Below are 23,670 nucleotides of genomic sequence, written 5' to 3'. Positions count from 1 at the left end.
AATTCAAGTTAAGTAGAACCGGTGATTGTTCGGCCGCTTACAACCATAGCATCTTCGCCGCCACGGCCAGCAGCAATAACGCGAAATAGCGTTTCAGTTTTTGCGCCGGAATGATGCCGGCCAGCTTGGCGCCGATCGGCGCGGTGATCACGCTGGTCAAGACGATGCCGATAAACGAAGGCAGATAAATATACCCCAAACTCCATTCCGGCAACAGCGGCGAGCGCCAGCCCAACAGGATATAACTGGCGGCTCCGGCCACCGCGATCGGCAGGCCGCAGGCGCTGGACACCGCGACCGCATTGCGGATCGGTATCTGAAAATGCACCAGATAAGGCACGGTCAGCGTGCCGCCGCCGATGCCGATGAGCGCGGACAGACTGCCGATCACCCCTCCCGCCAAGTGATCCAAAAACCGCGATGAAGGCTTCCGGCCGGCATTCGGCTTCCTCTGCAAGGCCAGTTGCAGCGCCGCATACAACAGATAGACGATGAAAAGATAACGCAATACTTCGCCGGAAATCTTGTCGGCAATCACCGCGCCGAGCGCCGAGCCGACCATGATGCCGGGCACGAGGCGCCTTACCTTGTCCCATAAGACCGCGCCAAGCCGGTGATGCGCGGCCACCGAGGCCACGGCGGTCAGCATGATCGTCGCCAGCGAAGTCGCGACCGCCATGATCATCACGATCTCCGCGGCGAACCCCTGCCTAACGAACAGCATCGCCAGCACCGGCACCATGATCAGGCCGCCGCCGATGCCGAACAGGCCCGCAAACAGGCCCGCGACCGCGCCCAGCGCCATGCTGGCCAAAAATAAGATGATCACGTCTTCCCCTCAATCCTGTGGCGGCCAGAAAATGCCGCTCTCCGTTGCCGGCTATGTTATGCTAAGACGCATCGTTAAATAAAGTGATGTGATATGGAAATTTATCTGGTCGGCGGCGCGGTGCGCGACAGTTTGCTGAAGCTTCCGGTGGAGGAGCGCGATTGGGTGGTGATCGGCGAGACGAACGAATCGATGCTGCGCCAGGGCTTCAGGCCGGTCGGCAAGGATTTTCCGGTGTTTCTGCACCCGGACAGCCATGAGGAATACGCGCTGGCCCGGACCGAACGCAAGACCGCACGCGGCTACAGGGGCTTTGCGGTCGATGCGGCGCCGGACGTGACGCTGGAGCAGGATTTGCTGCGCCGCGATCTGACGATCAATGCGATGGCGATGAGCGCCGAAGGCCAAATCATCGATCCCTACGGCGGCAGGGCCGATCTCGAAAAACGCATCCTGCGCCATGTGTCGCCGGCTTTCGCGGAAGATCCGGTACGGATCCTGCGCATCGCCCGCTTCGCGGCCCGTTATCAGCGTCTCGGCTTCACGGTCGCGCCGGAAACCGTCGCGCTGATGCGGCAGATGGTTGCGGCCGGCGAAGCCGATTTCCTGGTCCCGGAACGGGTCTGGGCCGAACTGGTCAAGGCGCTGAAAGAGCCCCGTCCCGCCGCGTTTTTCGAAACCCTCAGAGACTGCAACGCGCTCGCGGCGGTATTCCCGGAAATCGACCGCCTGTTCGGCGTGCCGCAGCCGGAAAAACATCATCCCGAGATCGATGCTGGCGTGCATACCCTGCTCTGCCTGAATCAGGCGGCACGCTTGTCGAATAATCCGATTGTCCGCTTCGCCGCGCTGACGCATGATCTCGGCAAGGGCGTCACTCCGAAAGAAAACTGGCCGCATCATTACGATCATGAACACAAAGGCCTCGCCGTGCTCGAAGCGCTGTGTGAGCGTCTGCGCGTGCCGAATACGTACAAAGCCCTGGCGATGCAGGTCGCGCGCTTCCATACCCACTGCCATAAAGCGTTCGAACTACGTCCCGGCACCCTGACCGACACCTTGGCCGCGCTCGGCGCCTTCAAGCCCCGGCACGCGCAGCTCGAAGACTTCTTGTTGGCCTGCGAAGCCGACGCCAGGGGCCGCACCGGCTTCGAAGAGCGGCCTTATCCGCAGGCCGACTTCCTGCGCGGCGCCGCGCGGGCCGGCGCCGCGGCCGATACCGCGTCGATACTGAACGGCGGCTTGAAGGGCGCCGAAATCGGCGAAGCGATCCGCCGTCTGCGCATCGCGGCGATCAACGACTTCAGCAAGCAGCAACCGAACGGATAAAGCCGCTCGGTTTTTTGTGCGCAGGCACGCGGCGGATTCCGGTTGAATCGAGATGCAATCCTCGTTATAGTAAAAATTCCATTTTTTAACAGACGATCACCCATCAATGCCCTCTTTTGACATCGTTTCCGAATTCGACAAACAGGAAGCCCGCAACGCGGTTGACCAGGCCAACAAGGAAGTCACCACCCGCTTCGACTTCAAAGGCACGAATTCCAGCTACGAACTGAGCGACAATAAACTGTTGATGACATCCGGCTCGGAATTTCAACTGCAACAGATGCTCGACATCGTACAAACTAAGCTGACCAAGCGCGGCATCGACATCGCCTGCATGGACATCGCCGAACCGAAAGCCAGCGGCAAGATCGTGCGCCAGGAAATCACCCTCAAACAAGGCATCGAGAGCGTCCTGGCCAAAAAAATCGTCAAGCTGATCAAGGACAAAAAATTGAAGGTGCAGGCCGCGATCCAGGGCGATCAAGTGCGGGTCACCGGCAAGCAGCGCGATGATTTGCAGGAAGTGATCCAGATGTTGAAGCAGGAAAACCTGGAGATGCCGTTGCAGTATATCAATTTCCGGGATTGACCTCGGCCTGGCGCGTACTGAATCGCGCCAGACCGACCGAAGCTTCGATGGTGCGGGTCGTAAAAGGACAAAAAAAAGGGAGCTTAGCGCTCCCTTTTTTGTTTACTGTTTCTTGGCGTCGTCGGCCGGTTTGTTGATCTCGACATCCGCATCCGCTTCGAGCGTTTCCAGCATCGCATTGAACTCGGCTTGCCCGAAGGCCTTCGCGATATTCTTGGTCGCCAGCTCCATTTTCTTCTTGTCGTCCTCGCTCATCACGCCCGGCGTCACCTTGTTCAGGCTGACCACCGCCTGCGCGCCGTCCGGCAACTCGGCCACCAGGATCGTCGGCTTGCCGCCGACCGGTTTGGCCGCCTTGAATACCGCATCGCTGAGCGCGTCCGGAATCTCGGTTTTGCTGCGCGTATAGCCGGTCAGCTTTTTCACTTCGAGTTTTTCGCTCGCCGCCAGGTTCGCGAGGGTTTCCCCCTTTCTCAACGCATCCTTCAGTTTTTGCGCCGTGGCCGACGCCTGCTTCTTGGCCTTTTCGGCCAGCAGCTCGGCGCTGATGCCGGCTTTTACGCTGTCCAATGGCTGGATCGCGGCCGGCTTGTGTTCGAGTTTACGCAGCACGACCACATGTTCGGCGCTGATTTCGACCGGCGTGCTGTTGTTGCCTTGCAGCACTTCCTCGGTGAATGCCGCTTCGCGAACCTTCGGATTCGCGGCAATGCCGGTGCCGGTCGCCTTGGTAAAGAAGTCGGTTTTATTGACCGTCAGCCCCAAGGCCTTGGCGACCGTATCCAGGTTATCCGGATTTTCGTAACTCATCTCGGCGAGTTTTTCGCCGGAATCATAGAAAACCGTTTCGGCCTGAGACTTGCGATAAGCCTTTTCCACATCGGCCTTCACGCTCTCGAACGGCTTGGTTTCGCCCGGCACCAGTTCGGTCACCTTGATCAGATGATAGCCGAACGAGGATTTGACCGGCTCCGACACTTCGCCCAGCTTCAGTTTGCCGACCGCGTCTTCGAACGATTTTTCCATCGCGCCGGCATTGAACAGACCCAAATCGCCGCCGGTCTTCGCGGTCAGTTTGTCGTCCGACACTTCCGCGGCCAGTTTTGCGAAATCCTTGCTTGCCAGTTCGGCTTTGGCCTTTTGCGCCTTGGCGAGCGCGGCCTTGTCGTCGGTTTGCGCGTTGACCGCAAACAGGATATGGCTTATTTTCCGGCGTTCCTGCGTGCTGTACTGATCCTTTTGCTCCGCATAATACGCTTTCAGCTTGTCATCGCTCACCGCAACTTTTTGCGCGATCGCATCGAGCGACAGTTCCACATAAGCGACCGAGATCTGCTCGGGCGATTTAAATTGATCCTGATGTTGCTGATAGTAGGCGTTGATTTCTTCGTTGGAAGGCGGCTCGGACAGTTTCGGCAGCGCCACGGTCACGTACTCGAAATCGCGTTGCTGATTCTGGATCTTGAAAAAGCTCTCGACATCGTAGGCCGTCGCGAAACTGGTATCGGTCACGCTGCCTTGCAGTTGCTGCATGACCAGCGCATTCTTGATCCTGGCGACGAAATCGTTCGAGGTCATTCTTTGCGCATTCAACAACGATTTATAACGATCCTCGTTGAACTTGCCGTCGACCTTGAAGTAATCGAGTTCCTTAATAAAGTCGCGCGCTTCCTGATCGGTCGCGACCAAGCCCTTCGCATGCGCATATTGCAGCAGGACTTCGTCCTTGATCAGTTTATCGAGCGCCTGAGCTTTCAGAGTGGCTTCGTCGATGCCCATCCCGCGCAAGTTCTGGGCGTATTGCTCATAGGCGCGGTTCACATCGTTCTGATAAAAGTCCTTGTCGCCAACCGAAGCGACCGGTGCAATTTTTCCGGCGTCAATATAGTTTTGAATACCCCATAACGCAAACGGAACACCGATCACCAGCAAGATGACCCATGCGAACGCACCTTGCGCCTTTTCTCTGATTGTCGTCAGCATATGCTCTGTCCTAAAGAAACCACACGATAGTAGGAAAAACTCGGTTAAAAAAAAAGCCCCGGACCGATCGGTACGGGGCTTTCTTGTTTTGGCGGAGCGGACGGGGCTCGAACCCGCGACCCCCGGCGTGACAGGCCGGTATTCTGACCAACTGAACTACCGCTCCAAAGTCTGGTGGGTGCTGAGGGGTTCGAACCCCCGACCCTCGCCTTGTAAGGGCGATGCTCTCCCAGCTGAGCTAAGCACCCGACTTAAAGATTGCTATTATACAGCATCTTTTAAAGATTTGCCAACTTTAAATGAAGGAATTTTTGCAGCCTTGATCGTAATTTCTTCTCCGGTCTGCGGATTACGGCCTTTACGCTCTGGTCTTTCCTTCACGGAAAAGGTGCCGAAGCCGACCAAAGTGACCGAATCGCCTGCTTTCAAGGTGTCTTCCACTGCTTTAATGAAACCGTCCAGAGCACGGCCGGCGTCTGCCTTGGTCAGTCCAGCATTCTGTGCGATTGCGTCAATCAATTCCGATTTATTCATTATTCCCCCTTAAGGAAGTTCTATTCTGTATGTTCGTGTTTGCTCGTACAACTATAACCCGCTTCAATTCTTATGAGTGCATGAAAACCACACAAGAAAGCGCTCTTTATATCAAGCGCCGTCGCCGACTGTCAAGCCCGGAACGCGCAGAATGACTGCATTTCTGCGCGTTCGTCACAAAACAAACACCGATCAATGCGCGGTCAATCCCTGATTTTTGATTTTCCCGGGATCGAGTTCGGCCTTCGCCTTGTCCTCGGCCTCGCCTTTCGCCGTGGGCGTCGGCAAGGATTGCAGGGCGACCGCCAACACTTCGTCGATCCAGTGCACCGGCTTGATGTCCAGGTTCTGCTTGATGTTTTCCGGAATCTCCGCCAAATCCTTCGCATTATCGGCCGGAATCAACACCGTCGTGATGCCGCCCCGATGCGCGGCCAACAGTTTTTCCTTCAATCCGCCGATCGGCAAGACTTCGCCGCGCAGCGTGATCTCGCCGGTCATCGCGACGTTCGCGCGCACCGGAATCTTGGTCAACGCGGAAATGATCGCGGTGCACATGCCGATGCCTGCGCTCGGGCCGTCTTTCGGCGTCGCCCCTTCCGGGACATGGATGTGAATGTCGTGGTTCTGGAATGCCTCGTTGGCGATGCCCAGAATCTCCGCACGGCTTCTGACGACCGTCATCGCCGCCTCGATCGACTCCTTCATCACCTCGCCGAGCTTGCCGGTCGACGAATGCTTGCCCTTGCCCGGAATCACCGCCGTTTCGATCGTCAGCAATTCGCCGCCGACTTCGGTCCAGGCGAGGCCCGTGACCTGACCGATCTGATCCTGCTCCTCGGCCAGGCCGTAATCGAAACGTCTGACACCCAAAAAGCTGTCCAGATTCTCCGGCGTGACCACGGTTTTATGCTCGGCCGGCTGCAAGAGCAGCGATTTGACCTCCTTCCGGCACACCTTCGAAATGTCGCGCTCCAGACCCCGAACGCCCGCCTCGCGGGTGTAATAACGGATCATGTCGCGCACGGCCGCCTCGGTAATCTCGATCTCTTGCGGTTTCAGCCCGTTGTTCTTGACCTGCTTCGGAATCAGATAGCGCATCGCGATATTGATTTTCTCGTCCTCGGTATAGCCCGCCAGACGAATCACTTCCATCCGGTCGAGCAGCGCCGGCGGAATGTTCATCGTATTCGCGGTCGCGACGAACATCACGTCGGACAGGTCGAAATCGACTTCCAGATAATGGTCCGAAAAGGTATGGTTCTGCTCAGGATCCAGCACCTCCAGCAACGCGGACGCCGGATCGCCGCGGAAATCGGCGGCCATCTTGTCGATCTCGTCGAGCAGGAACATCGGGTTGCGCGTCTTCACCTTGGCCAGATTTTGCAGAATCTTGCCCGGCATCGAACCGATATAGGTGCGGCGGTGGCCGCGGATTTCGGCCTCGTCGCGCACGCCGCCGAGCGCCATCCGCACATATTTGCGGTTGGTCGCGCGCGCGATCGACTCGCCGAGCGAGGTCTTGCCGACGCCCGGAGGTCCGACCAGGCACAGGATCGGTCCCTTCAATTGTTTGACGCGCTGCTGCACGGCCAGGTATTCGAGAATCCGCTCCTTGACCTTTTCGAGACCGAAATGATCTTCTTCGAGTACCTGTTCGGCGATTTTCAGGTCGTGGCGGACCTTGGTCTTCTGTTTCCACGGCACGTTGACCATCCAGTCGATGTAGTTCCTGACCACGGTCGCTTCGGCCGACATCGGCGACATCAGCTTCAGCTTGTTCAATTCGGCCAGCGCCTTGGTTTTGGCTTCCTTGGACATGCCGGCGTCTTCGATCTTGTTTTCGAGATCCTCGATTTCATTCGGCGCATTTTCGATTTCGCCGAGCTCCTTCTGGATCGCCTTCATCTGCTCGTTCAGATAATATTCGCGCTGGTTTTTCTCCATTTGCTGCTTCACACGCACGCGGATGCGCTTTTCCATTTCGAGCAGATCGACCTCGCCTTCCATATAGGTCATCAAACTTTCCAGGCGCTTGCCGACGTCGATCGTTTCGAGAATGTTCTGTTTCTCGTTCACTTTCAACGCCATGTGCGCCGCGATCGTGTCGGCCAGCCGGCTCAGGTCATCGATGCCGGCCAACGCATTCAACACTTCGGGCGGAATCTTGTTATTCAGCTTGACGTATTGATCGAACGAACTGATCGCGGTGCGCTGCAAGACTTCCTGTTCCTGTACGGACGAGGTCAACTGGTCTTCGAGCGCCTGGACCTGGGCCGAGAAATAGCTGCCGGTTTCGATGTATTTCAATACCTGACTGCGCTCGCTGCCTTCGACCAGCACCTTGACCGTGCCGTCGGGCAGTTTCAGCAATTGCAGGATGTTCGCCAGCGTGCCGATCCGGTAGAGATCGTCGAAATCCGGTTCATCGACCTCGGCTTCGCGCTGCGCGACCAGCAATATCTGCTTGTTGTCCTTCATCGCGGCGTCCAGCGCATCGATCGAGCGCTCCCGGCCGACGAACAACGGAATCACCATGTGCGGATAAACCACCACATCGCGCAGCGGCAGCACCGGCACCAGCGATAGGGGTTGAGGTATGTCTAAATCTTTCTGTGTGTCCATTTAAGGAACCTTCAACACTGTTCTTGGAATAGTGATTATGGGGATGTCCTGAAAAATAGCAAGCTCCCCGGAAAATTATTCGCGCTATTTAGAGTCTTAATAGGCGTCCAATTTTGACCGGTTACCTTATTAATGGTGCAACATTCGACTGAAAACTAGCGAACGGCGGAAAACGCCCCGCAATACTCATGGAGACCTGCAATGAAAATCCTGTTATCGCTGATCCTGTTGTTATTAACCGCCTGCTCGAACCTGCCGAAGGCGATCGAAGACCCGCCGGCGATCGATATTTCGTACCCGCAGGCAAGCGCCGACATTTCGCGTTATCAAGGCTCGCCGGTGCGCTGGGGCGGCGTGATCATCGACGTGCAGAACGAGCAATCCTATACCCGCTTGCAGGTGATGGCCTATCCGCTGAACTGTTACGGCCGTCCGCTTCGTGATAAGCCGCATCAGGGCCGTTTTTATGTCGACAGCAACGAGTTTCTCGATCCGGCGATCTATGCCAAGGAGCAAGAGATCACCGTAGCCGGCGTGCTGAACGGCGACCAGGAACTGCTGGTCGGCAAAAAGCCGCTCAGGTTGCCGGTGATCAAGGCCACTACGCTGCATCTGTGGCCGGAGTATGAACCCCTACCTTATTATTATGAAGGCTATTACCCCGGCTATTACCGCTATTACGGTTATCCGTATTTTTGGGGCGGTTACTACGGCATTTATCCGCGCTATTAGCGCCTGAACGCCGCGCCCTGTATAAGGTGGTCCAGCGCAAGCCGTTGGCGAAGCGCTGTGATCGCGCGCATGGACCACTATCAAATGGCCGACAGCGGCCACCCTATGCCCGGAGACAGCCATGATCGAAAAGGCAACGCCTGAGACCGCGAGTTTTACCGCCTTAAAAGACAGGACCGCCGAAGACTGGAAGATTCTCTAGCCATTTAAATTTCATATTTGATTAAGTTTAGCGCGTATAATACGCAGACGGTTATCCACTTTCACCGCCATGTCGTTATCGATCCGCTCACTTTTGCCGCTTTTGCTGGTCATCCTGCAATTTTTTGCGCCGCTGTTGCATGCGCATGCGGGACAGCGCGACACGCATTTCGGCCTGCATGTTCCGGGACTTGAAGCTTACAGCAGCGCTTCCGGCGGCAGCCTCGCCAGCCAACCCGAGGCAAGTTACGCGGCAGCGAAAGACTGCATCGTTGCGATCGACGACGGCATACGTGAAAAACGCGCCCGCTCGATCGAAAAGCCTGCCGGCGGCGAATGCCTACCGCTTCTAACCTGGCTTTCCAGCTCTTCCGCCGAACCTCATTTTCTAGCAGAATTCCCTCGCCCGCCGCTGTTACTGTCGCGGCCGCGCCCCCTCTCGCTGTCTCCGCGCGCTCCTCCGGTCATTTAAAGTTCTGATATCTTCCTTAACTGGAAGATAAAACCGTCAGGCTTTTCAGCGCGTCTTGCTTTTTCGCACGGCCTCGCTTCGAATAGCCTATGTCATCCAGAGCGGCGCTGTCGCCGCATTGAGCATTTTTGTTATGACTGCACCTAATTTTCACGGCAGCCGCCGAGTCATCGTGACGCTTTGCGCCTCGCTGTTGTCTTTTGCCGCGCCGGCGGAAGACATCGACCGTCCGCCGGAGGTCCTTCCGGATGTCAAATCGATCGTCGGCCATCACGACCCGATCGAGGTCGATGCTTCGTTGAATCTGGCCAAGGTGATCGACCTGACGCTGGAAAAATTTCCCGATTCCGCCTGGCTTTCCGCGCAGGAAGCTGAAGCCGCGACGATCCTGGAGCGCAGCAAGAGCTGGACATCCGGCGCCTCGCGAGCCGGCCTGCGCTTTCAGGAAGCGACCAGCGGCACACTGCATTATGTCGACGCGGCCGTGCAGGTGCCGTTATGGAACTTCGGCCAGCGCGATGCGGAACGCAGCCTGGCCGACCGAGCGCAAGCGAGCGCCACCTCGCAATCGCAAGCGACCCGGTTGCGCGTAGCCGGATTGGTCAGGTCCGCGCTCTGGGATATGGCTTTGCAAAAAGTCCGTTATGATCAGGCTCAGGCCGAGGTCAGCAATTACGAGCAACTCTTCGCGAAAATTCAGCGGCGAGTCGAATTGGGCGACCTGCCGCGCGCCGACGAGTTGCTTGCGCAAACCGAATTGCTGCAAAAACGCGCGGCGCTGACGTTGGCCGAAGCCGAGATGATGCATGCGCGGAAACGCTATGCGAGTATCACGCAAACCACCAAAGCGCCCGCCGAATTCAAAGAAAAACTGATCGATCTCGACGAAATCCAGAAAACTCATCCGGCCTTGGCCGCGCTGAATAGTCAACTCGAACGCAAAAGAGCCGAAATTGAATCGTTGAAACTGGTCGGCTCCGGACAAACCGATCTGACGGTTGGCGTGAACAGCGATCGTCCGAGCCAAAACGATCCGCGCAGTAACAATACCGAGAGCTTCAATATCGGCGTGACAATTCCCTTCGGCGGCAAAGCCCACATCCAGCCGCATATCGCTGCCGTTCAGGTGGAAGCGGCCAAATTGCAATCCGACTACCAACAACTCTATCGCGATCTCGAACTGGCGCATCACGAAGCCGAGCACAATCTCGAAGTGAACAAGGAGGAACTGAAAATCGCCGAAGAAATGAAAAAAGTCGCCGAAGAACATATGCAGATGATGGAGCTCAGCTTTTCGATAGGCGAAATCGATTTGATGGATTTGCTAAAAGTCAAAGCCAGAACCCTGCAGGCCATCCTGAACGCGAAGGAGCGTTCGGTCATCTTACAACGCGATATTGCTTTTTATAATCAGGCGGTCGGAGTGATGCCATGAGAAAGATAATGATTAAACGCCAGACGATGGTTTTACTAAGCGCTTGCCTTGCGCCTTTTGTCGTGTCGTTTCCGAATCCCGGTCTGGCCGCCGCCAAGTCTGAAATGCAAGTCACGATTTCGGCTGACCGCTTCAATAATTTAGGCGTGACGCTGGGGAAACTGGAGCCTGTCGCGCAAATTCCGATGCTGACCGCACCCGCCAAAGTCGTAGTGCCGCCCGCACACGAATATCTGGTCAGCGCCTCGCAATCGGGTTTAATTACCCAATTGAACGCCTCGATCGGAGATCTTGTCCGCAAAGGCGATGTATTGGCGGAATTGAACAGCCCCGATTTGCTCTCGATGCAGCGGCTGTATTTGAAGGCCGAAAACGAATTGCAGCTGGGCTCTCTGTCCAATCAGCGCGATAAAAAACTGTTTGAAGAAGGCGTGATCGCCGAGCGCCGCTGGCAGGAAACCCATAGTCAATACAACGCCTTCGCTTCCGAAGCCAATGAACACCGGCAGTTGCTCGAAATCGCCGGCATGAGTGCGGCGGAAATCAACCGTTTGAAAAGCACGCACCGACTCAACAGCAAGCTGCAAGTACGCTCCCCTATTTCCGGCACCGTGCTGGAGCGGATGGGTGTTGCCGGATCGCGGGTCGACATGCTGGCGCCGCTGTACCGGATCGCCGATCTGAGCGAGCTTTGGCTTGAAATCAATATTCCTCAGGAACGCGCCGCCCAGATCAAAATCGGCGACAAGGTAGTGCCGGAGAATACTGACCCTTCCGCCGAGAAAATCAGCGCCAAAATCAGCCAGCTGAGTCAAAACGTGAATCTGGAAAACCAGACCGTTCTGGCCAGAGCGATTATCGACGCCAAACAACCGGCCATCCGTCCGGGACAACGGATCAATATTCAGATCATGCAGGCTACCGCGACACCGGTCTTCAAGGTACCGAACGCGGCGATCGCGCAAAACGAAGGCAAATCGTATCTGTTTATCCGTACCCCGGATGGCTTTCGGGTCACGCCGATTGCGATTATCGGCAAACAGAATGAAGAATCGGTGATCGGAGGCGAGTTGAGCGGAAACGAGGACATCGCGGTCAAAGGCGCGGTCGCGCTGAAGGCGAACTGGCTCGGCCTCGGGAGCGGCGAATAATGGCTAAGCTGATTCAATTTGCGCTGAGCCAGCGCATCCTGATTCTACTGTCGGTGCTGCTGCTGGCGGGCGCGGGCTATCATGCCTTCACGCATATTCCGATCGACGCGTTCCCGGAAGTGTCGCCGACGCAGGTCAAGGTGATCGTGAAGGCGCCCGGCATGACGCCCGAGGAAGTCGAGGCCCGTATCACCGCGCCGATCGAAATCGAACTGCTCGGCATACCGCATCAGGTGATGCTGCGCTCGATCGCCAAATACGCGCTGACCGACATCACGGTCGATTTTACCGAAGGCACCGACATCTACTGGGCGAGGCAGCAGATCGCCGAACGCCTGAACGGCATGTGGGGTTCTCTGCCTTCCGGCGTCGAAGGCGGTATCGCGCCGATGACCACGCCGCTCGGCGAGATGTACATGTTCTCGATCGAAGGCGGCGATTTGAACCTGATGGAGCGGCGCGACCTGCTCGACTGGGTGATTAGACCTGCACTCCGCACCGTGCCCGGCGTCGCGGACGTGAACTCGCTCGGAGGCCTGGTCAGAAGCTTCGAAGTGATTCCGGATAACACCCGGATGACCGCACGGGGCATCTCGATCGACCGGTTGACCCAGGCGATCGAAGCGAACAACCGCAACGACGGCGCAGGGAGAATGACAGACGGTGAAGAAGCCTTGATCGTGCGCGCCGAAGGCCGCATCAAGACGCTCGCCGACCTGAGCGGCGTCGTAATCGACAACCTTAACGGCATTCCGGTGACGGTCGGCGATGTCGCCGAGGTCCGGATCGGCTCAATGACCCGCTACGGCGCAGTCAGCAAAAACGGCAAGGGCGAATCGGTCACCGGCCTGGTGCTGAGCCTGCGCGGCGCGAATGCGCGGCAGACGATAACAGGCATCGAGCAAAAACTGGCCGAGATCCGCCCCGGCTTTCCGCCCGGCGTCGACGTGAAGGTGTTTTACAACCGCGGCAATCTGGTGGACAAGGCGGTCGATACGGTGCTGCATGCGTTGTTAGAGGCGATCGCGCTGGTCGTCGTGCTGTTGATCGCGTTTTTGGGCAATCTCCGGGCCGCGGTCACCGTGGCGCTGGCCTTGCCGATGGCCGCGCTGTTCACGTTCATCCTGATGAACGCGATCGGCATGTCGGCGAACCTGATGAGCCTCGGCGGCCTCGCGATCGCGATCGGCATGCTGGTCGATGCGGCGGTCGTGGTGGTCGAAAACATCATCACCCACCTCGCGTACACCGAAAAAGCCCAGCGTTTGCCGCGCCTGCATGTGATCTACCGAGCCGCGCGCGAAGTCGCAGCTCCCGTGACCTCCGGCATCCTGATCATCATCATCGTATTCCTGCCGCTGCTGACACTACAAGGACTCGAAGGCAAGCTGTTCACGCCGGTCGCGCTGACCATCGTCTTCGCGTTGAGCGGCTCGCTGGTGTTGTCGCTTTCAGTGATTCCGGTCGTCTCGTCCTTCCTGCTGAAAGAGGTTTCGCATGAAGAGCCGTGGCTGCCCCGGCACTTGTTGAAACTGTATCAGCCCTTGCTGGCCTGGTGTCTCGTTAATTACAAGAAGCTGTTCGCCGGTGCGGGCGCTTTATTGGCGGTGACCGTGATCGTCTTTACCCAGATCGGCAGCACCTTCATGCCGACGATGGACGAAGGCGACATCATCGTGCAGCTCGAAAAACTGCCGTCGATTTCGCTCGAACAATCGGTCGCGCTGGACGGGCAGGTGCAGAAAAACCTGCTCAAACAGGTTCCCGAGATCGACACGATCGTCTCGCGCGTCGGCTCCGACGAGCTCGGCCTGGACCCGATGGGCCTGAACGAGACCGACACCTTCCTGGTGCTGAAGCCGAAAGAAGAATGGCGGATAGACAGCAAGGACGAACTGCTCGAAAAGATCCGCGGGGTGATGGCGGAAACGCCCGGCATCGCTTTTGGTTTCACTCAGCCGATCGAAATGCGGGTCTCCGAGATGCTGACCGGAACGCGCGGCGACGTCGCGGTCAAACTGTTCGGCAGCGATTTAGCGGTACTTGGTGAAAAGGCCGAACAAATCGGCGACATTCTGCGCCATATCGACGGCTCTTCCGATGTCTTCGTCAAACAAAACAGCGGCATGCAGTTTCTGCAGGTCACCATCGACAAGGCGCGCGCGGGCCGCCTCGGCCTCGACAGCGACACCGTCGAAACGCTGCTGCGCTCGCAGATCGAAGGCCTGAAACTCGGCATCGTGCAGGAAGGCATCAAGCGCACGCCGCTGATTCTGCGCGGCAATAGCAACACCGCCAATTTCGACAACCTGCAGATCGCCTTGCCTGATGGCGGCCATGTGCCGATCACCGGTATCGCCAGGCTCGAAAAAGTCGAAGGCGTAGTCGCGATCGGCCGCGAACGCGGCCAGCGCTTCACGGTCGTGCGCAGCAACGTACAGAACCGCGACCTGGTCAGCTTCGTCGAGGAAGCGCGGCAAAAGGTCAAGGAACAGGTCAAGCTGCCGACCGGCTATACGGTCGAATTCGGCGGCCAGTTCGAAAACCAGCAGCGCGCGGCAGCGACCCTGTCGGTGGTGGTGCCGGTGTCCTTGGGCCTGATCTTCCTGCTGCTGTTTTCGACCTTCGGCTCGGTACGTCAGGCCGTGCTGGTATTGTCGAACATTCCGCTGGCGATGATCGGCGGGGTCTTCGGCCTGTGGCTTTCCGGCGAATACCTGTCGGTGCCCGCCTCGGTCGGCTTCATCGCGCTGCTCGGGATTGCGGTGCTGAACGGCGTCGTGATGGTCAGCTATTTCAACCAGCTTCTGGCCACCGGCATGGATCTCGCCAAGGTCGTCGTGATCGGCTCCGCCCGGCGTTTGCGGCCGGTGTTGATGACCGCCAGCATCGCGGCCTTCGGCCTGATCCCGCTGTTGTTCGCGACCGGCCCCGGCTCCGAGATCCAGCGCCCGCTCGCGATCGTGGTGATCGGGGGCCTGGTCTCGTCGACCTTTTTAACCCTCTTCCTGCTGCCGATCCTGTTCAAACTGTTCGGCAAAGCCCCGGAGCAAGCATGAGCAGCAAAGAATTTCTGGTCACCTTGAACGTGCCGACCAGCCTCGAAGAAGTGATCGTCGATTGCCTGTTGACGTTTGAGTCAGAACACGGCTTCAGCAGCTTCCCGGTCTATGCGCACGACCACCGCAACGAAGGCCTCTCGCTCGCCGAACAGGTCTCCGGCCGGCAAAAACGGCTGCGCTTCCAGATGTATGTCGAGGAAGCGGTGTTGACGGCGTTATTGGCGCGGCTCCGGGAGGAATTTTCCGGCGCGGGGATTAGGTACTGGGTGATGCCGGTGGTGGATAACGGGGTGATATGACCAGTCAAAAACAATCCGTAGTCGATTGATATTGTTGTAAAAAATACAAAACACCCGAGAGATTGTTGAGTTGATTCATCAGATTCCAATATAATAGCCAATCGATACTAACTTTCAAGTTTATAAGAACCCGTAAAGAAAGCCCAAACGCGTTCTTTTCTCAGGACGGCAGGCTTGCCGCGGTCCATTAAAACTGGCGATGCTGCTCGATGGCGGCATGGAACGTTTATTGCTTGAAGGTATCGAGAGTTAGAATAAATTCAAAGCATATCAAGGTATTGTCCTGCCAAGAAACTTACTCGACAGACGAAATCAACCGGTTAAACGGTTGATTTCAACCGCCCGTGCTTTCCTTAATGATAGGATTCGGCACCGATTAAGCACTTCCGTCACGTCCCAATGTTATCTTTGTAATTTTGTAACATGACTCATCCGTACCCGGTTTTTTAAAAAAATCGGTTTGTTACCACTCAATGGATCGGTTCGATTTGGATATGAAAACTCATTTTTCTCGGGACGCTTATTTCAAGAAGCTGACGAGTTTTCCCTGTTTTTTTATACTTCTCCTTGTCACGGCATGCAGTGGAGGCGAATCCGAACCCGATGCCGCCTCTTCCGCGCTTAAATCGCCATCTACCGCGAAGACTTTGCCCGGCAAACCCCAGCAACAATCCCCAGATTCCTCCGCAAACAAAGCAATCACGCTTCGCCCCGAGTCGCTGCCTTATATCAAGGTGCAGGAAGTCAAAGCCGAATCCCTGGGTGGCGTCATCTCGGCCCCCGCCCGCGTGGACTTTCGGGCCAAGGCGATCTCGACGACCGGAACCGTGGTGGAAGGACGGATCACCAAGATTTATGTTCAAGTCGGCGATCGAATCAAGGCTGGCGCCCCGTTGGCAACCTTATCGAGCGTACAAGCCACGCAGATGCGTTCGGACTATGCACGCGCGGAAGCCGAGCTGGGCAGAGCCGAAGACCGCTACCGGCGCCAGCTGGAAATGCAGCGTTCGGGGGTGGGGCTCGAGATTGAAAGGGTCGAAGCGGAAACGCAATTGAAGCAGGCCCGCACCGATCTTGACCGAAGCCGGGATTTTCTGCATTTGCTCGGCAGCGGCGCCGCCGACGAAGTGACTATTAGAGCGCCTTTTGACAGCATGGTTTTAAAGGCGTACGTTTCGGTCGGAGCCGCCGTCGGCAGCGACACGCCGTTGTTCGATCTCGGCGAGCCTTCCGCCGCCTGGATCGTGGCTGACGTCTTCGAACGGGATTTGGCGCTGGTCGAAAAAGGCGCCAAAGCCGTTATTGAACTGGCGTCATCGCCCGATCCGATACACGGCCATGTCGTCGCGGAAAGCGCCGCCATCCAAAGCGATCTCAGACGCGCCGCCGTCTTCATCGCGCCTGACGATGCCAAAATCGCTCTGCGGCCCGGCATGTATGCGCGCGCCTCGATCGAAACCTCCGGCCCCGGCCATATTTTTTTACCGGCTTCAGCGATCTTGATTCGTGATGGTAAAACGACCCTCGTCTATGTCGAGAAATCGGCCGGCGTTTACGAACCGAGAGTCGTACAGGTCGGTCAAGCGCGGGAAGGCTTGATACCGATTTTGAAAGGCTTGTCGGGCGGCGAGCGCGTCGTCGTGGGCGGAGCCCTGTTGATCGACGGCGAAGCCGCGATGCTGCTTTAAGGACGCCGTATGCTGAAGTTATTGATAGAACTTTGCGTCCACCGGCGGATGGCGGCCATTGCGGTCACCGTGGTAATCGCCTTGTTTGGCGTGCATGCGTATCTACAAACGCCGATTGAAGCCTATCCCGACGTAACCAATACTCAGGTCACCGTGATTTCGCTGATGCCCGGCTACGCACCGGAAGAGGTCGAACGGCAAGTCACCGTTCCACTGGAGCGCGTACTGAACGGCACCCCGCAAATGCTGCAAATGCGCAGTCAAAGCTTATTCGGCCTGTCGTTGATCACGATTACTTTCGACGACGACGCGGACAGCTTCCATTCGCGCACGGTGATTTCGCAGCGGATTTCCGGCGCGGAACTGCCGGACGGGGTGACGCCGGTGCTGGCGCCCGATTACACGCCGCTCGGAGAAATCTACAAATTCATGGTGGTCAGCGATCGCCATTCGCTTTATGACCTGCGTTCGGAAATGGAATGGAACGTTTCCCGGGTCTTGAAGCAGGTTCCTGGCGTCGCCGACGTGCTCACGTTCGGCGGATTTTACAAGGAGTTTTATGTCGAAATCGATCCGGTCCGTTTGGAATCTTTCGATTTGACGCTGGAAGACGTCAATCAGGCCATCACCCAATCCAACCGCAATGTCGGGGCCGGTTATCTGCGCCACGGCGATCAACAGATCGTGGTGCGCGGCGTGGGCTTCCTCAGCAAGCCGGATGAAATTCGCAACATCGTGCTGAAAAGCGCAGGCGGCACGCCGGTCACCGTCGGCGATGTCGCAAGGCTGGTGCAGTCTTATACGCCGCGGCAAGGCACGGTGGGATTGAACGATCAGAAAGAAGCGGTCGAAGGCATCGTGCTGCTGCGCCGCGGCGAAAACCCTTCGCTGGTCTTGGAGGCCGTGCATAAAAAAGTAGAGGAACTGAATCAACGGATCTTGCCGCAAGGCATGAAGATTCAACCTTTCCTGGATAGAACGGAGCTGGTTCACAATACCCTGCATACGGTTTACGACAATCTGCTGCACGGCTTCCTGCTGGTCGTCGGCGTCGTCTGGCTGTTTTTACGCAGTGTGCGCGGCTCCCTGATCGTCGCCGTGGTGATTCCCTTGTCGCTGTTGGTGGCCTTCGCCGGGCTCTATCAGCTAGGGCTGCCGGCCAATTTGATCTCGATGGGGGCGATCGATTTCGGCATCATTCTCGATGGCGCGGTGGTCCTGGTGGAACACGTGATCCATCAGGCGACGCACCAGCGGCCCCGTACCCATCGCGACATGGTCAAATTGATCGTCGAGGCGGCGGTTGATGTTGCAAAACCGACATTTTTCGCGATGCTGATCATTATCGCGGCATTGATTCCGGTATTCACTCTGGAGCGGGTTGAAGGCCGCATTTTCCGGCCCTTGGCGCTCACCTACAGTTTTGCCTTGGTCGGCGGGCTGATTTTTGCCTTGACCTTGGTGCCGGCCCTTTGCGCCGCCCTGATTCATCCGAAACATGCGATGATCGAGGAACCGCGGTTTTTGGTGCGCATCAGAAACGGCTATCGCCAATTGTTGGCCAAAGCGATAGACCGGCGCCCGATGACATTGGTTGCCGCCGCGGTTTTATTGGTCAGCGGCGCGGTGGCGTCGGGACAACTGGGAACCGAATTCCTGCCGGAACTTGACGAAGGCGACGTTCACGTTTTTGTCGAAATGCCGGCCAGCATCGCGCTCGGCAAGGGGCAAGAGATCCTGCTCGACATGCGGCAAAAGCTGCTGGCATTCCCCGAGGTGAAGGGCATTCTGAGCCAGCAGGGACGCTCCGAGGACGGCACCGACAACGAAGGGGTCAATATGAGCGAAACCTTCGTCCATCTGAAACCCCGCGACGAATGGCCGAAAGGCTGGCACAAGGATCGCCTGGTCGATGCGATGCGGGAATCGCTGACCTCGATTCCGGGCGTCCGCTTCAATTTTTCCCAGCCGATCAAGGACAACGTGGAAGAGGCGGTCAGCGGCGTGCGCGGCAAGGTGGTCTTGAAAATATATGGTGACGACCTGGAAAAGATGCGCGCGACCTTGGAAGCGGCCAAAGCGGTGCTGAAGAACGAGCCCGGCGTGATCGATCTGGATCTGTACCGGGAATCCCAAGTGCCGCAACTGCAAATCCGTCTCGACCGGCCCGGTCTGGCTCGCCAGGGCATCACCATCGATGCGGCTCAGGATGCGATCGAGACCAGTCTCGCCGGCAAGGTGGTGACCGATGTCTGGCAAGGGGAACGGCCGGTGCCGGTCCGCGTGATTCTTCCGGCCGGCGAGCGCGCGAATATGGAACAGATAGGCAATCTGATGCTGCCGACGCCGGCCGGCGCACGTATTCCGGTGCGGGATGTCGCCGACTTACATATCGAACGCGGCCGGACTTCTATCGAACGCGAAGCCAACCGCCGCTTTCTGGCGCTCAAATTCAATGTCGAAGGACGCGACCTCGGCACCGTGGTTCACGACGCGATGGCGCTAATAGAGGCAAAAGTCAAAGTTCCCGAAGGCCATTTTTTGGTTTGGGGCGGCGAATTCGAGAACCAGCAACGCGCGATGGGGCGGCTTGCGGTGATCATTCCGATCGCGGTGCTGATCGTGCTCGGTTTGCTGTATAGCGCGCTGCAATCGGCCCGCAGCGCCATCGCCATTCTGTTGGCCGTGCCTTTTGCGATGACCGGGGGCGTTTTCGTGCTGCTGATGTCCGGCATCGCCTTGTCGGTCAGCGCGACGATAGGCTTTATCGCGCTGTTGGGCCAGGTCTCGCTGATGGGGCTGCTGGTGTTGAGCGCCACCGAACAAAACCGGCGCAACGGCCAAGACTTACGCGATGCGATATTGAACGGCGCGACCGATCGCTTGCGTCCAGTGTTGATGGCTTCATTGCTGGCGCTGCTGGGCCTGTTGCCGATGGCCGTATCGACCGGCATCGGCAGCGAGACCCAGCAACCTTTCGCGATCGTGATCGTCGGCGGGATGTTGACCACCTTTTTCGTGGCGATGTTCGTGTTGCCGGTCATTTATTCCTATATCACTCCGAAGCGGCTGATTACTCCCGAGGAAGCCGACGAAATTCAGGACGCACTATGAGATTGTTAGCCCCCTCCACACGACGTCGGCACTCGCCTGCACCTTGGGCGGCATTGGGTTTGTTGCTGCTAAATCTGCTTGCCGAGCCGGTGTTGGCCTCTACCGAAACCGTGCCGGTCTCGGTCACGATCGGCGACTTGCTCAAAATCGTGCGCGAAAAAAGTCCTCGCTTTGCGGTGATGCTGCAACGCATCGAAACGGCCAGGGCCGAAGTGGTCGCCGCCGGCGTTCTGCCTAATCCGACCATCAGTTACGGCCGATATGATTTTGTTGGGGGTGGCGCGAATCACATGTTCGATGGCAATGCTCAGGAACAGGTCACCTTGGAAGTACCGCTGTTGATTGCGGGCCAACGCGGCGCCCGTATCGAAGCCGCGGAAAAGGGCGTCACCGCAGCCGAAGCGGATGTCGAGGCCGAATATGCGGCGTTGGTTCATGAAACGCGGCGGTTATTCGTAAAACTTTTGGCAGAACAGGAACGCGTCGCCATTTTTGAAGAAACCGCGCGCGACATGCAACATTTGGCGGCGATCGTGACCGGCCGCAAGGATGCGGGTAATGCCAGCTCTTTCGATGAACTGCGTATCGGTGTCGAAGCCAGCGGCATAGAGACAAAGCTCGAAACCGCGCGCAACGATCTGGCCGAAACCGTGGGTGATTTGGGCGTGCTCTTAGGCATGCCTGACTGGAAGCCGGCAGCGGTAGGCAAATTGGCGGTTTTAGGGGTGCCGGCCGATGCGCAAAAACTGCTGGCGGAAGCGCAAGTCTCGAATCCCGACATTGTCGCGGCGCAGCGCAGCGAATCCGCCGCCGATGCCGGTTTGGAAAAAGCGCGCCGCGAACGCTGGCCGGCCGTTTCTGTTCAGGTGGGCACGGTTTATACCGACAGTCCCTACAGTAACACGACGTTCGGCGGCGTTTCGGTCGAAGTGCCGATATTCGACCGCAACCAAGGCGGGATGGCAAAGGCCGAAGCCGCGAAACATGCGGCCATGCTGGAACATGACTTCGCGACGTCCCGCACCCGCGTGGCCATTGACCGCGCGGTCAACCTGCTCGTGCGCAGACAGGAAACCCGAGTCAAATTCGAAAAAGATGTGCTGTCCAAGCTGAACAGCCTTAAATCGATGGGCGAGTCGGCTTACCGTTTCGGCAAGGGAACCATTCTGGAACTGCTGGATTCCTACCGGTCCCGGACCGAAATGCGCTTGACCGAAGTCGATCTGATACAAGCCGAAACGGAGGCGGAACTGGATGCGCTGAGAGCATCCGGCCAGTTGTTAAGTTATCTGAACGCCACTCCCGATTGATCGCCTCAAGCAGATGAGGCCGCTCATAATGAAAAGCGCAAGGCTGATCATTTATCTGCTGAGTCTGCTGTGGGTTGGCTGGCCGCTTGTAACCTTTCCGAAGGGAAAGGTGCACGAAAAAGCCCCCAAACGAATCAAAGTCAATCCGGCCACCGAGGAGTCGGGCGGCCTGACGTTGACTCAGGAGTTCAATATCTATCGTGGCGCGACCTATGCCAATATCGTGATCGATTATGCCACGCGTGACGGCTGGGTCTTCGGTATGCAGCTTCTCAATGTTCCGGTCGCGGGCGACGGCGCCCAAACCTTTCAAAATGACGGCTACTTGACACTGTCCAAGACATTCACTATCAACGACACCTGGTCGCTGGCGGTAGGGTCACAAAACGGCAGGGTGCTGACCCATGCCCCTACGCACAGATGGCATCATTTTAGCTTTCTCGACAATCAGTTTATTCCGGGCGAACGGCTGAATTTTCATCTGGGCGCTTTCTATGTGAATGATGCGCTGGCGACGATTCACCAGCCTTATGGAGCGATGGCCGGTTTTGAACTTCGCATGCTTCCCAAAGTGCTGCATTTGCAGGCCGATTATTTCTCGGGCACATCCAACATTTCAGGCAATATCGTCAATCTTTTTTATTACCCTGCCGCAAACTGGCAAACCTATTTGGGCGTAAACATGCCGGCGCCGCATACGGGGGGTGAATTTGCGGGTAATGTGGGCATCGCCTATAACTGGCGCTAGCCGCGCCGCCGGATCGGCAAATCAATTTTTTTGTTCATCTCGATCCTGCGGCCTGACCTCGTCGGCTTTTTTGCCACCTTTCATTCCACTCACGGAAGGCAAACGATAAAGCGGCTGCCCTCCCGGCCTGATCCTGTTTTTTCAACCAGGCTGAAAATGGTGTTTTTATAGAACGCAAGAAATCATGGCTGCAAAAAAATGCCTTTCAACTCATCAGGTGCGAGCGTGTAGTTTCGCCAAATACGTTCAACGCTTTCCTGATGGTGAGGCCCAAAACGCTTCGGAAATTTCTTCAGCAGCGCCACGCCATCGAGCACTTGCGCGCGATGCAAATAGGCAATCGATTGAATCACCAACAGCAAGTTATCCTCATCAATTGGCGCGTCCCGTTCCAGATAGTCGTTGATCATGTTCGCATACTCAAGGGACGGCATTTGTAACGGCAGGAAAAGGATCCACTTTTCAACGGCAGGGTCTGACGTGGTGCGCATCACATCCCCCAAAAATTTGTACATGGGCTTCTCGCAACGGGAATAGGCCCAGATGTAGTTTAAGACCCATCCCCTGTCCTCCTCGGTCAACTGGCCCAAGTGTAAAATCGGCTCCGCCTGACGGCGAAGCTCCTCGGCGATTTCAGTCAGCTGATATTTCCCGATAAAATCGCTGGCCAGGTACTTCAGATTCTTATGGCTCTTGGGTTCTATCCAGGTGCTGAGTATTTTGACGATTTCTTTGGGCCGCATTTTGACCAGCGTGTCGAAAAAATCCATGCTTTCGGTAAACGTATATTCGTTGCTTTCCGGCCGCGCAGGATAAAACAGCGTCGGCGTCTGATTGATCTGGCTGGCGATTTCCTTTAATAAACGGAAAACCTCATCCGGCGTGAGCACATTGTAGGCTTTCAGCGCTTCATAAACCTGATCCTGACTCTCATGCAGAAGGTTTTTCAGAATTTCTTCCCGAAATAGATGCGAGGTGTACTCGTAAGTCAGTCCTATGACCACGGCAACGATCAGTGCGATGGAAATGTGGTCGGCCCAATTGCGCAGAACCTCGGGGAGCATGGGCTCGAAGTACTTTAAGAAAAAGGCGGTGAGTAAGATAATACCGAAGATCACAAAAGGGACAGCCGCATAAGCCGTTTGATTTGTCGATCGCATCGTTTTTTCTCCAAAATGACCAATTCCGATTTGAAGGAATGGCGGCTGAAAGATTCAGCGAAAGGGTAATTGAGTCTGGCGTGTATTGTGATTTTATTCACAACACTTGATGTGTTTAAGCGTAGCGAACTGCCGTGTTCGGCCAAAGAAGGAAAATTGCACTCATATTTTTTAATCCTTGCTTAAGCATACCTTCTGTTGCTTAATATTGCCTTAAAAGAAATAAGGCAATTACGTCTCCGGTTAACGAAATGCAAAAAGTGATTTTTACCGGTTTAACTGATTTTTTTGCTGCCGGCTGCAAGCGCCTCAGACCTGTAAACAGCCGTGGTGGCATGCAATCGGCCAAAGGCACCCGGCTTGGCTACTCCGCTTGACAGAATAAAACGCCGTCGACGGTTCAGGACTG

General features: G+C 56.8%; 18 protein-coding genes and 2 tRNA genes. 13 read left to right on the top strand and 7 right to left on the bottom strand.

Going from position 1 to position 23,670, the window contains the following annotated elements; all coding sequences use genetic code 11:
• Window positions 1-37: 37 nt before the first annotated feature.
• Window positions 38-829, bottom strand: a complete 792-nt coding sequence (locus tag ACEPPP_RS13295) for a sulfite exporter TauE/SafE family protein (RefSeq protein WP_374087435.1) — start codon at window positions 827-829, stop codon at window positions 38-40.
• 93 nt (window positions 830-922) lie between these two features.
• Here ACEPPP_RS13295 and ACEPPP_RS13290 point away from each other — a divergent pair, with 93 nt between their 5' ends.
• Both ACEPPP_RS13290 and ACEPPP_RS13285 read left to right on the top strand, forming a co-directional pair.
• The gene (locus ACEPPP_RS13290) at window positions 923-2,158 is read left to right on the top strand and encodes a multifunctional CCA addition/repair protein (RefSeq protein ID WP_374087433.1); all 1,236 of its coding nucleotides are present in this window, start codon (window positions 923-925) and stop codon (window positions 2,156-2,158) included.
• Window positions 2,159-2,264: 106 nt separating this feature from the next.
• Window positions 2,265-2,747 carry a YajQ family cyclic di-GMP-binding protein gene (locus ACEPPP_RS13285; protein ID WP_374087431.1) on the top strand — a complete coding sequence of 161 codons (483 nt, stop codon included), beginning with the start codon at window positions 2,265-2,267 and terminating at the stop codon, window positions 2,745-2,747.
• A 102-nt stretch (window positions 2,748-2,849) separates the two neighbouring features.
• On the opposite strand, the gene ACEPPP_RS13280 is transcribed toward ACEPPP_RS13285, so the two are convergent.
• The 5 genes from ACEPPP_RS13280 to lon all read right to left on the bottom strand — a co-directional run bounded on the left by ACEPPP_RS13280 (window position 2,850) and on the right by lon (window position 7,889).
• Window positions 2,850-4,730: a SurA N-terminal domain-containing protein gene (locus tag ACEPPP_RS13280; RefSeq protein WP_374087429.1), complete on the bottom strand. Its 1,881-nt coding sequence runs from the start codon at window positions 4,728-4,730 to the stop codon at window positions 2,850-2,852.
• 89 nt (window positions 4,731-4,819) lie between these two features.
• Window positions 4,820-4,896 (bottom strand) — tRNA-Asp (locus ACEPPP_RS13275).
• Between the two features lie 6 nt (window positions 4,897-4,902).
• Window positions 4,903-4,978, bottom strand: a tRNA-Val gene (locus ACEPPP_RS13270).
• 16 nt (window positions 4,979-4,994) lie between these two features.
• Entirely contained in the window at window positions 4,995-5,264 is a 270-nt protein-coding gene (locus ACEPPP_RS13265; protein WP_374087428.1) for an HU family DNA-binding protein, read from the bottom strand.
• A 192-nt stretch (window positions 5,265-5,456) separates the two neighbouring features.
• Window positions 5,457-7,889 carry an endopeptidase La gene (gene lon, locus ACEPPP_RS13260; protein WP_374087426.1) on the bottom strand — a complete coding sequence of 811 codons (2,433 nt, stop codon included), beginning with the start codon at window positions 7,887-7,889 and terminating at the stop codon, window positions 5,457-5,459.
• A gap of 201 nt (window positions 7,890-8,090) precedes the next feature.
• Here lon and ACEPPP_RS13255 point away from each other — a divergent pair, with 201 nt between their 5' ends.
• The 10 genes from ACEPPP_RS13255 to ACEPPP_RS13210 all read left to right on the top strand — a co-directional run bounded on the left by ACEPPP_RS13255 (window position 8,091) and on the right by ACEPPP_RS13210 (window position 22,101).
• On the top strand, window positions 8,091-8,621 hold the full coding sequence (locus tag ACEPPP_RS13255) for a Slp family lipoprotein (protein ID WP_374087424.1): 531 nt from the start codon (window positions 8,091-8,093) through the stop codon (window positions 8,619-8,621).
• Between the two features lie 271 nt (window positions 8,622-8,892).
• Window positions 8,893-9,294, top strand: a complete 402-nt coding sequence (locus ACEPPP_RS13250) for a hypothetical protein (protein WP_374087422.1) — start codon at window positions 8,893-8,895, stop codon at window positions 9,292-9,294.
• A gap of 133 nt (window positions 9,295-9,427) precedes the next feature.
• Window positions 9,428-10,729, top strand: a complete 1,302-nt coding sequence (locus ACEPPP_RS13245) for a TolC family protein (RefSeq protein ID WP_374087421.1) — start codon at window positions 9,428-9,430, stop codon at window positions 10,727-10,729.
• The gene (locus ACEPPP_RS13240) at window positions 10,726-11,880 is read left to right on the top strand and encodes an efflux RND transporter periplasmic adaptor subunit (RefSeq protein ID WP_374087420.1); all 1,155 of its coding nucleotides are present in this window, start codon (window positions 10,726-10,728) and stop codon (window positions 11,878-11,880) included. The genes ACEPPP_RS13245 and ACEPPP_RS13240 overlap by 4 nt, the downstream gene beginning before the upstream one ends.
• Window positions 11,880-14,939: an efflux RND transporter permease subunit gene (locus tag ACEPPP_RS13235; RefSeq protein ID WP_374087417.1), complete on the top strand. Its 3,060-nt coding sequence runs from the start codon at window positions 11,880-11,882 to the stop codon at window positions 14,937-14,939. The genes ACEPPP_RS13240 and ACEPPP_RS13235 overlap by 1 nt, the downstream gene beginning before the upstream one ends.
• The gene (locus ACEPPP_RS13230) at window positions 14,936-15,241 is read left to right on the top strand and encodes a DUF3240 family protein (RefSeq protein WP_374087416.1); all 306 of its coding nucleotides are present in this window, start codon (window positions 14,936-14,938) and stop codon (window positions 15,239-15,241) included. Before ACEPPP_RS13235 ends, ACEPPP_RS13230 begins: the two co-directional genes overlap by 4 nt.
• Window positions 15,242-15,735: 494 nt before the next feature.
• Window positions 15,736-16,929: an efflux RND transporter periplasmic adaptor subunit gene (locus tag ACEPPP_RS13225; RefSeq protein ID WP_374087415.1), complete on the top strand. Its 1,194-nt coding sequence runs from the start codon at window positions 15,736-15,738 to the stop codon at window positions 16,927-16,929.
• 9 nt (window positions 16,930-16,938) lie between these two features.
• Window positions 16,939-20,043: an efflux RND transporter permease subunit gene (locus ACEPPP_RS13220; protein WP_374087414.1), complete on the top strand. Its 3,105-nt coding sequence runs from the start codon at window positions 16,939-16,941 to the stop codon at window positions 20,041-20,043.
• Window positions 20,040-21,353, top strand: a complete 1,314-nt coding sequence (locus tag ACEPPP_RS13215) for a TolC family protein (RefSeq protein WP_374087412.1) — start codon at window positions 20,040-20,042, stop codon at window positions 21,351-21,353. The genes ACEPPP_RS13220 and ACEPPP_RS13215 overlap by 4 nt, the downstream gene beginning before the upstream one ends.
• Window positions 21,354-21,381: 28 nt before the next feature.
• Window positions 21,382-22,101: a hypothetical protein gene (locus ACEPPP_RS13210; RefSeq protein WP_374087411.1), complete on the top strand. Its 720-nt coding sequence runs from the start codon at window positions 21,382-21,384 to the stop codon at window positions 22,099-22,101.
• 182 nt (window positions 22,102-22,283) lie between these two features.
• Here ACEPPP_RS13210 and ACEPPP_RS13205 read toward each other — a convergent pair whose 3' ends face one another.
• The gene (locus ACEPPP_RS13205) at window positions 22,284-23,261 is read right to left on the bottom strand and encodes a hypothetical protein (RefSeq protein WP_374087410.1); all 978 of its coding nucleotides are present in this window, start codon (window positions 23,259-23,261) and stop codon (window positions 22,284-22,286) included.
• Window positions 23,262-23,512: 251 nt separating this feature from the next.
• Between ACEPPP_RS13205 and ACEPPP_RS13200 the strand changes: the two genes are divergently transcribed.
• Entirely contained in the window at window positions 23,513-23,638 is a 126-nt protein-coding gene (locus ACEPPP_RS13200; protein WP_374087409.1) for a hypothetical protein, read from the top strand.
• Window positions 23,639-23,670: the final 32 nt, after the last annotated feature.

The sequence above is a fragment of the Methylomicrobium lacus genome (genome assembly GCF_041897535.1).
Taxonomy (GTDB): domain Bacteria; phylum Pseudomonadota; class Gammaproteobacteria; order Methylococcales; family Methylomonadaceae; genus Methylomicrobium; species Methylomicrobium lacus_A.
This window is presented reverse-complemented; position numbering and strand designations above follow the sequence as displayed.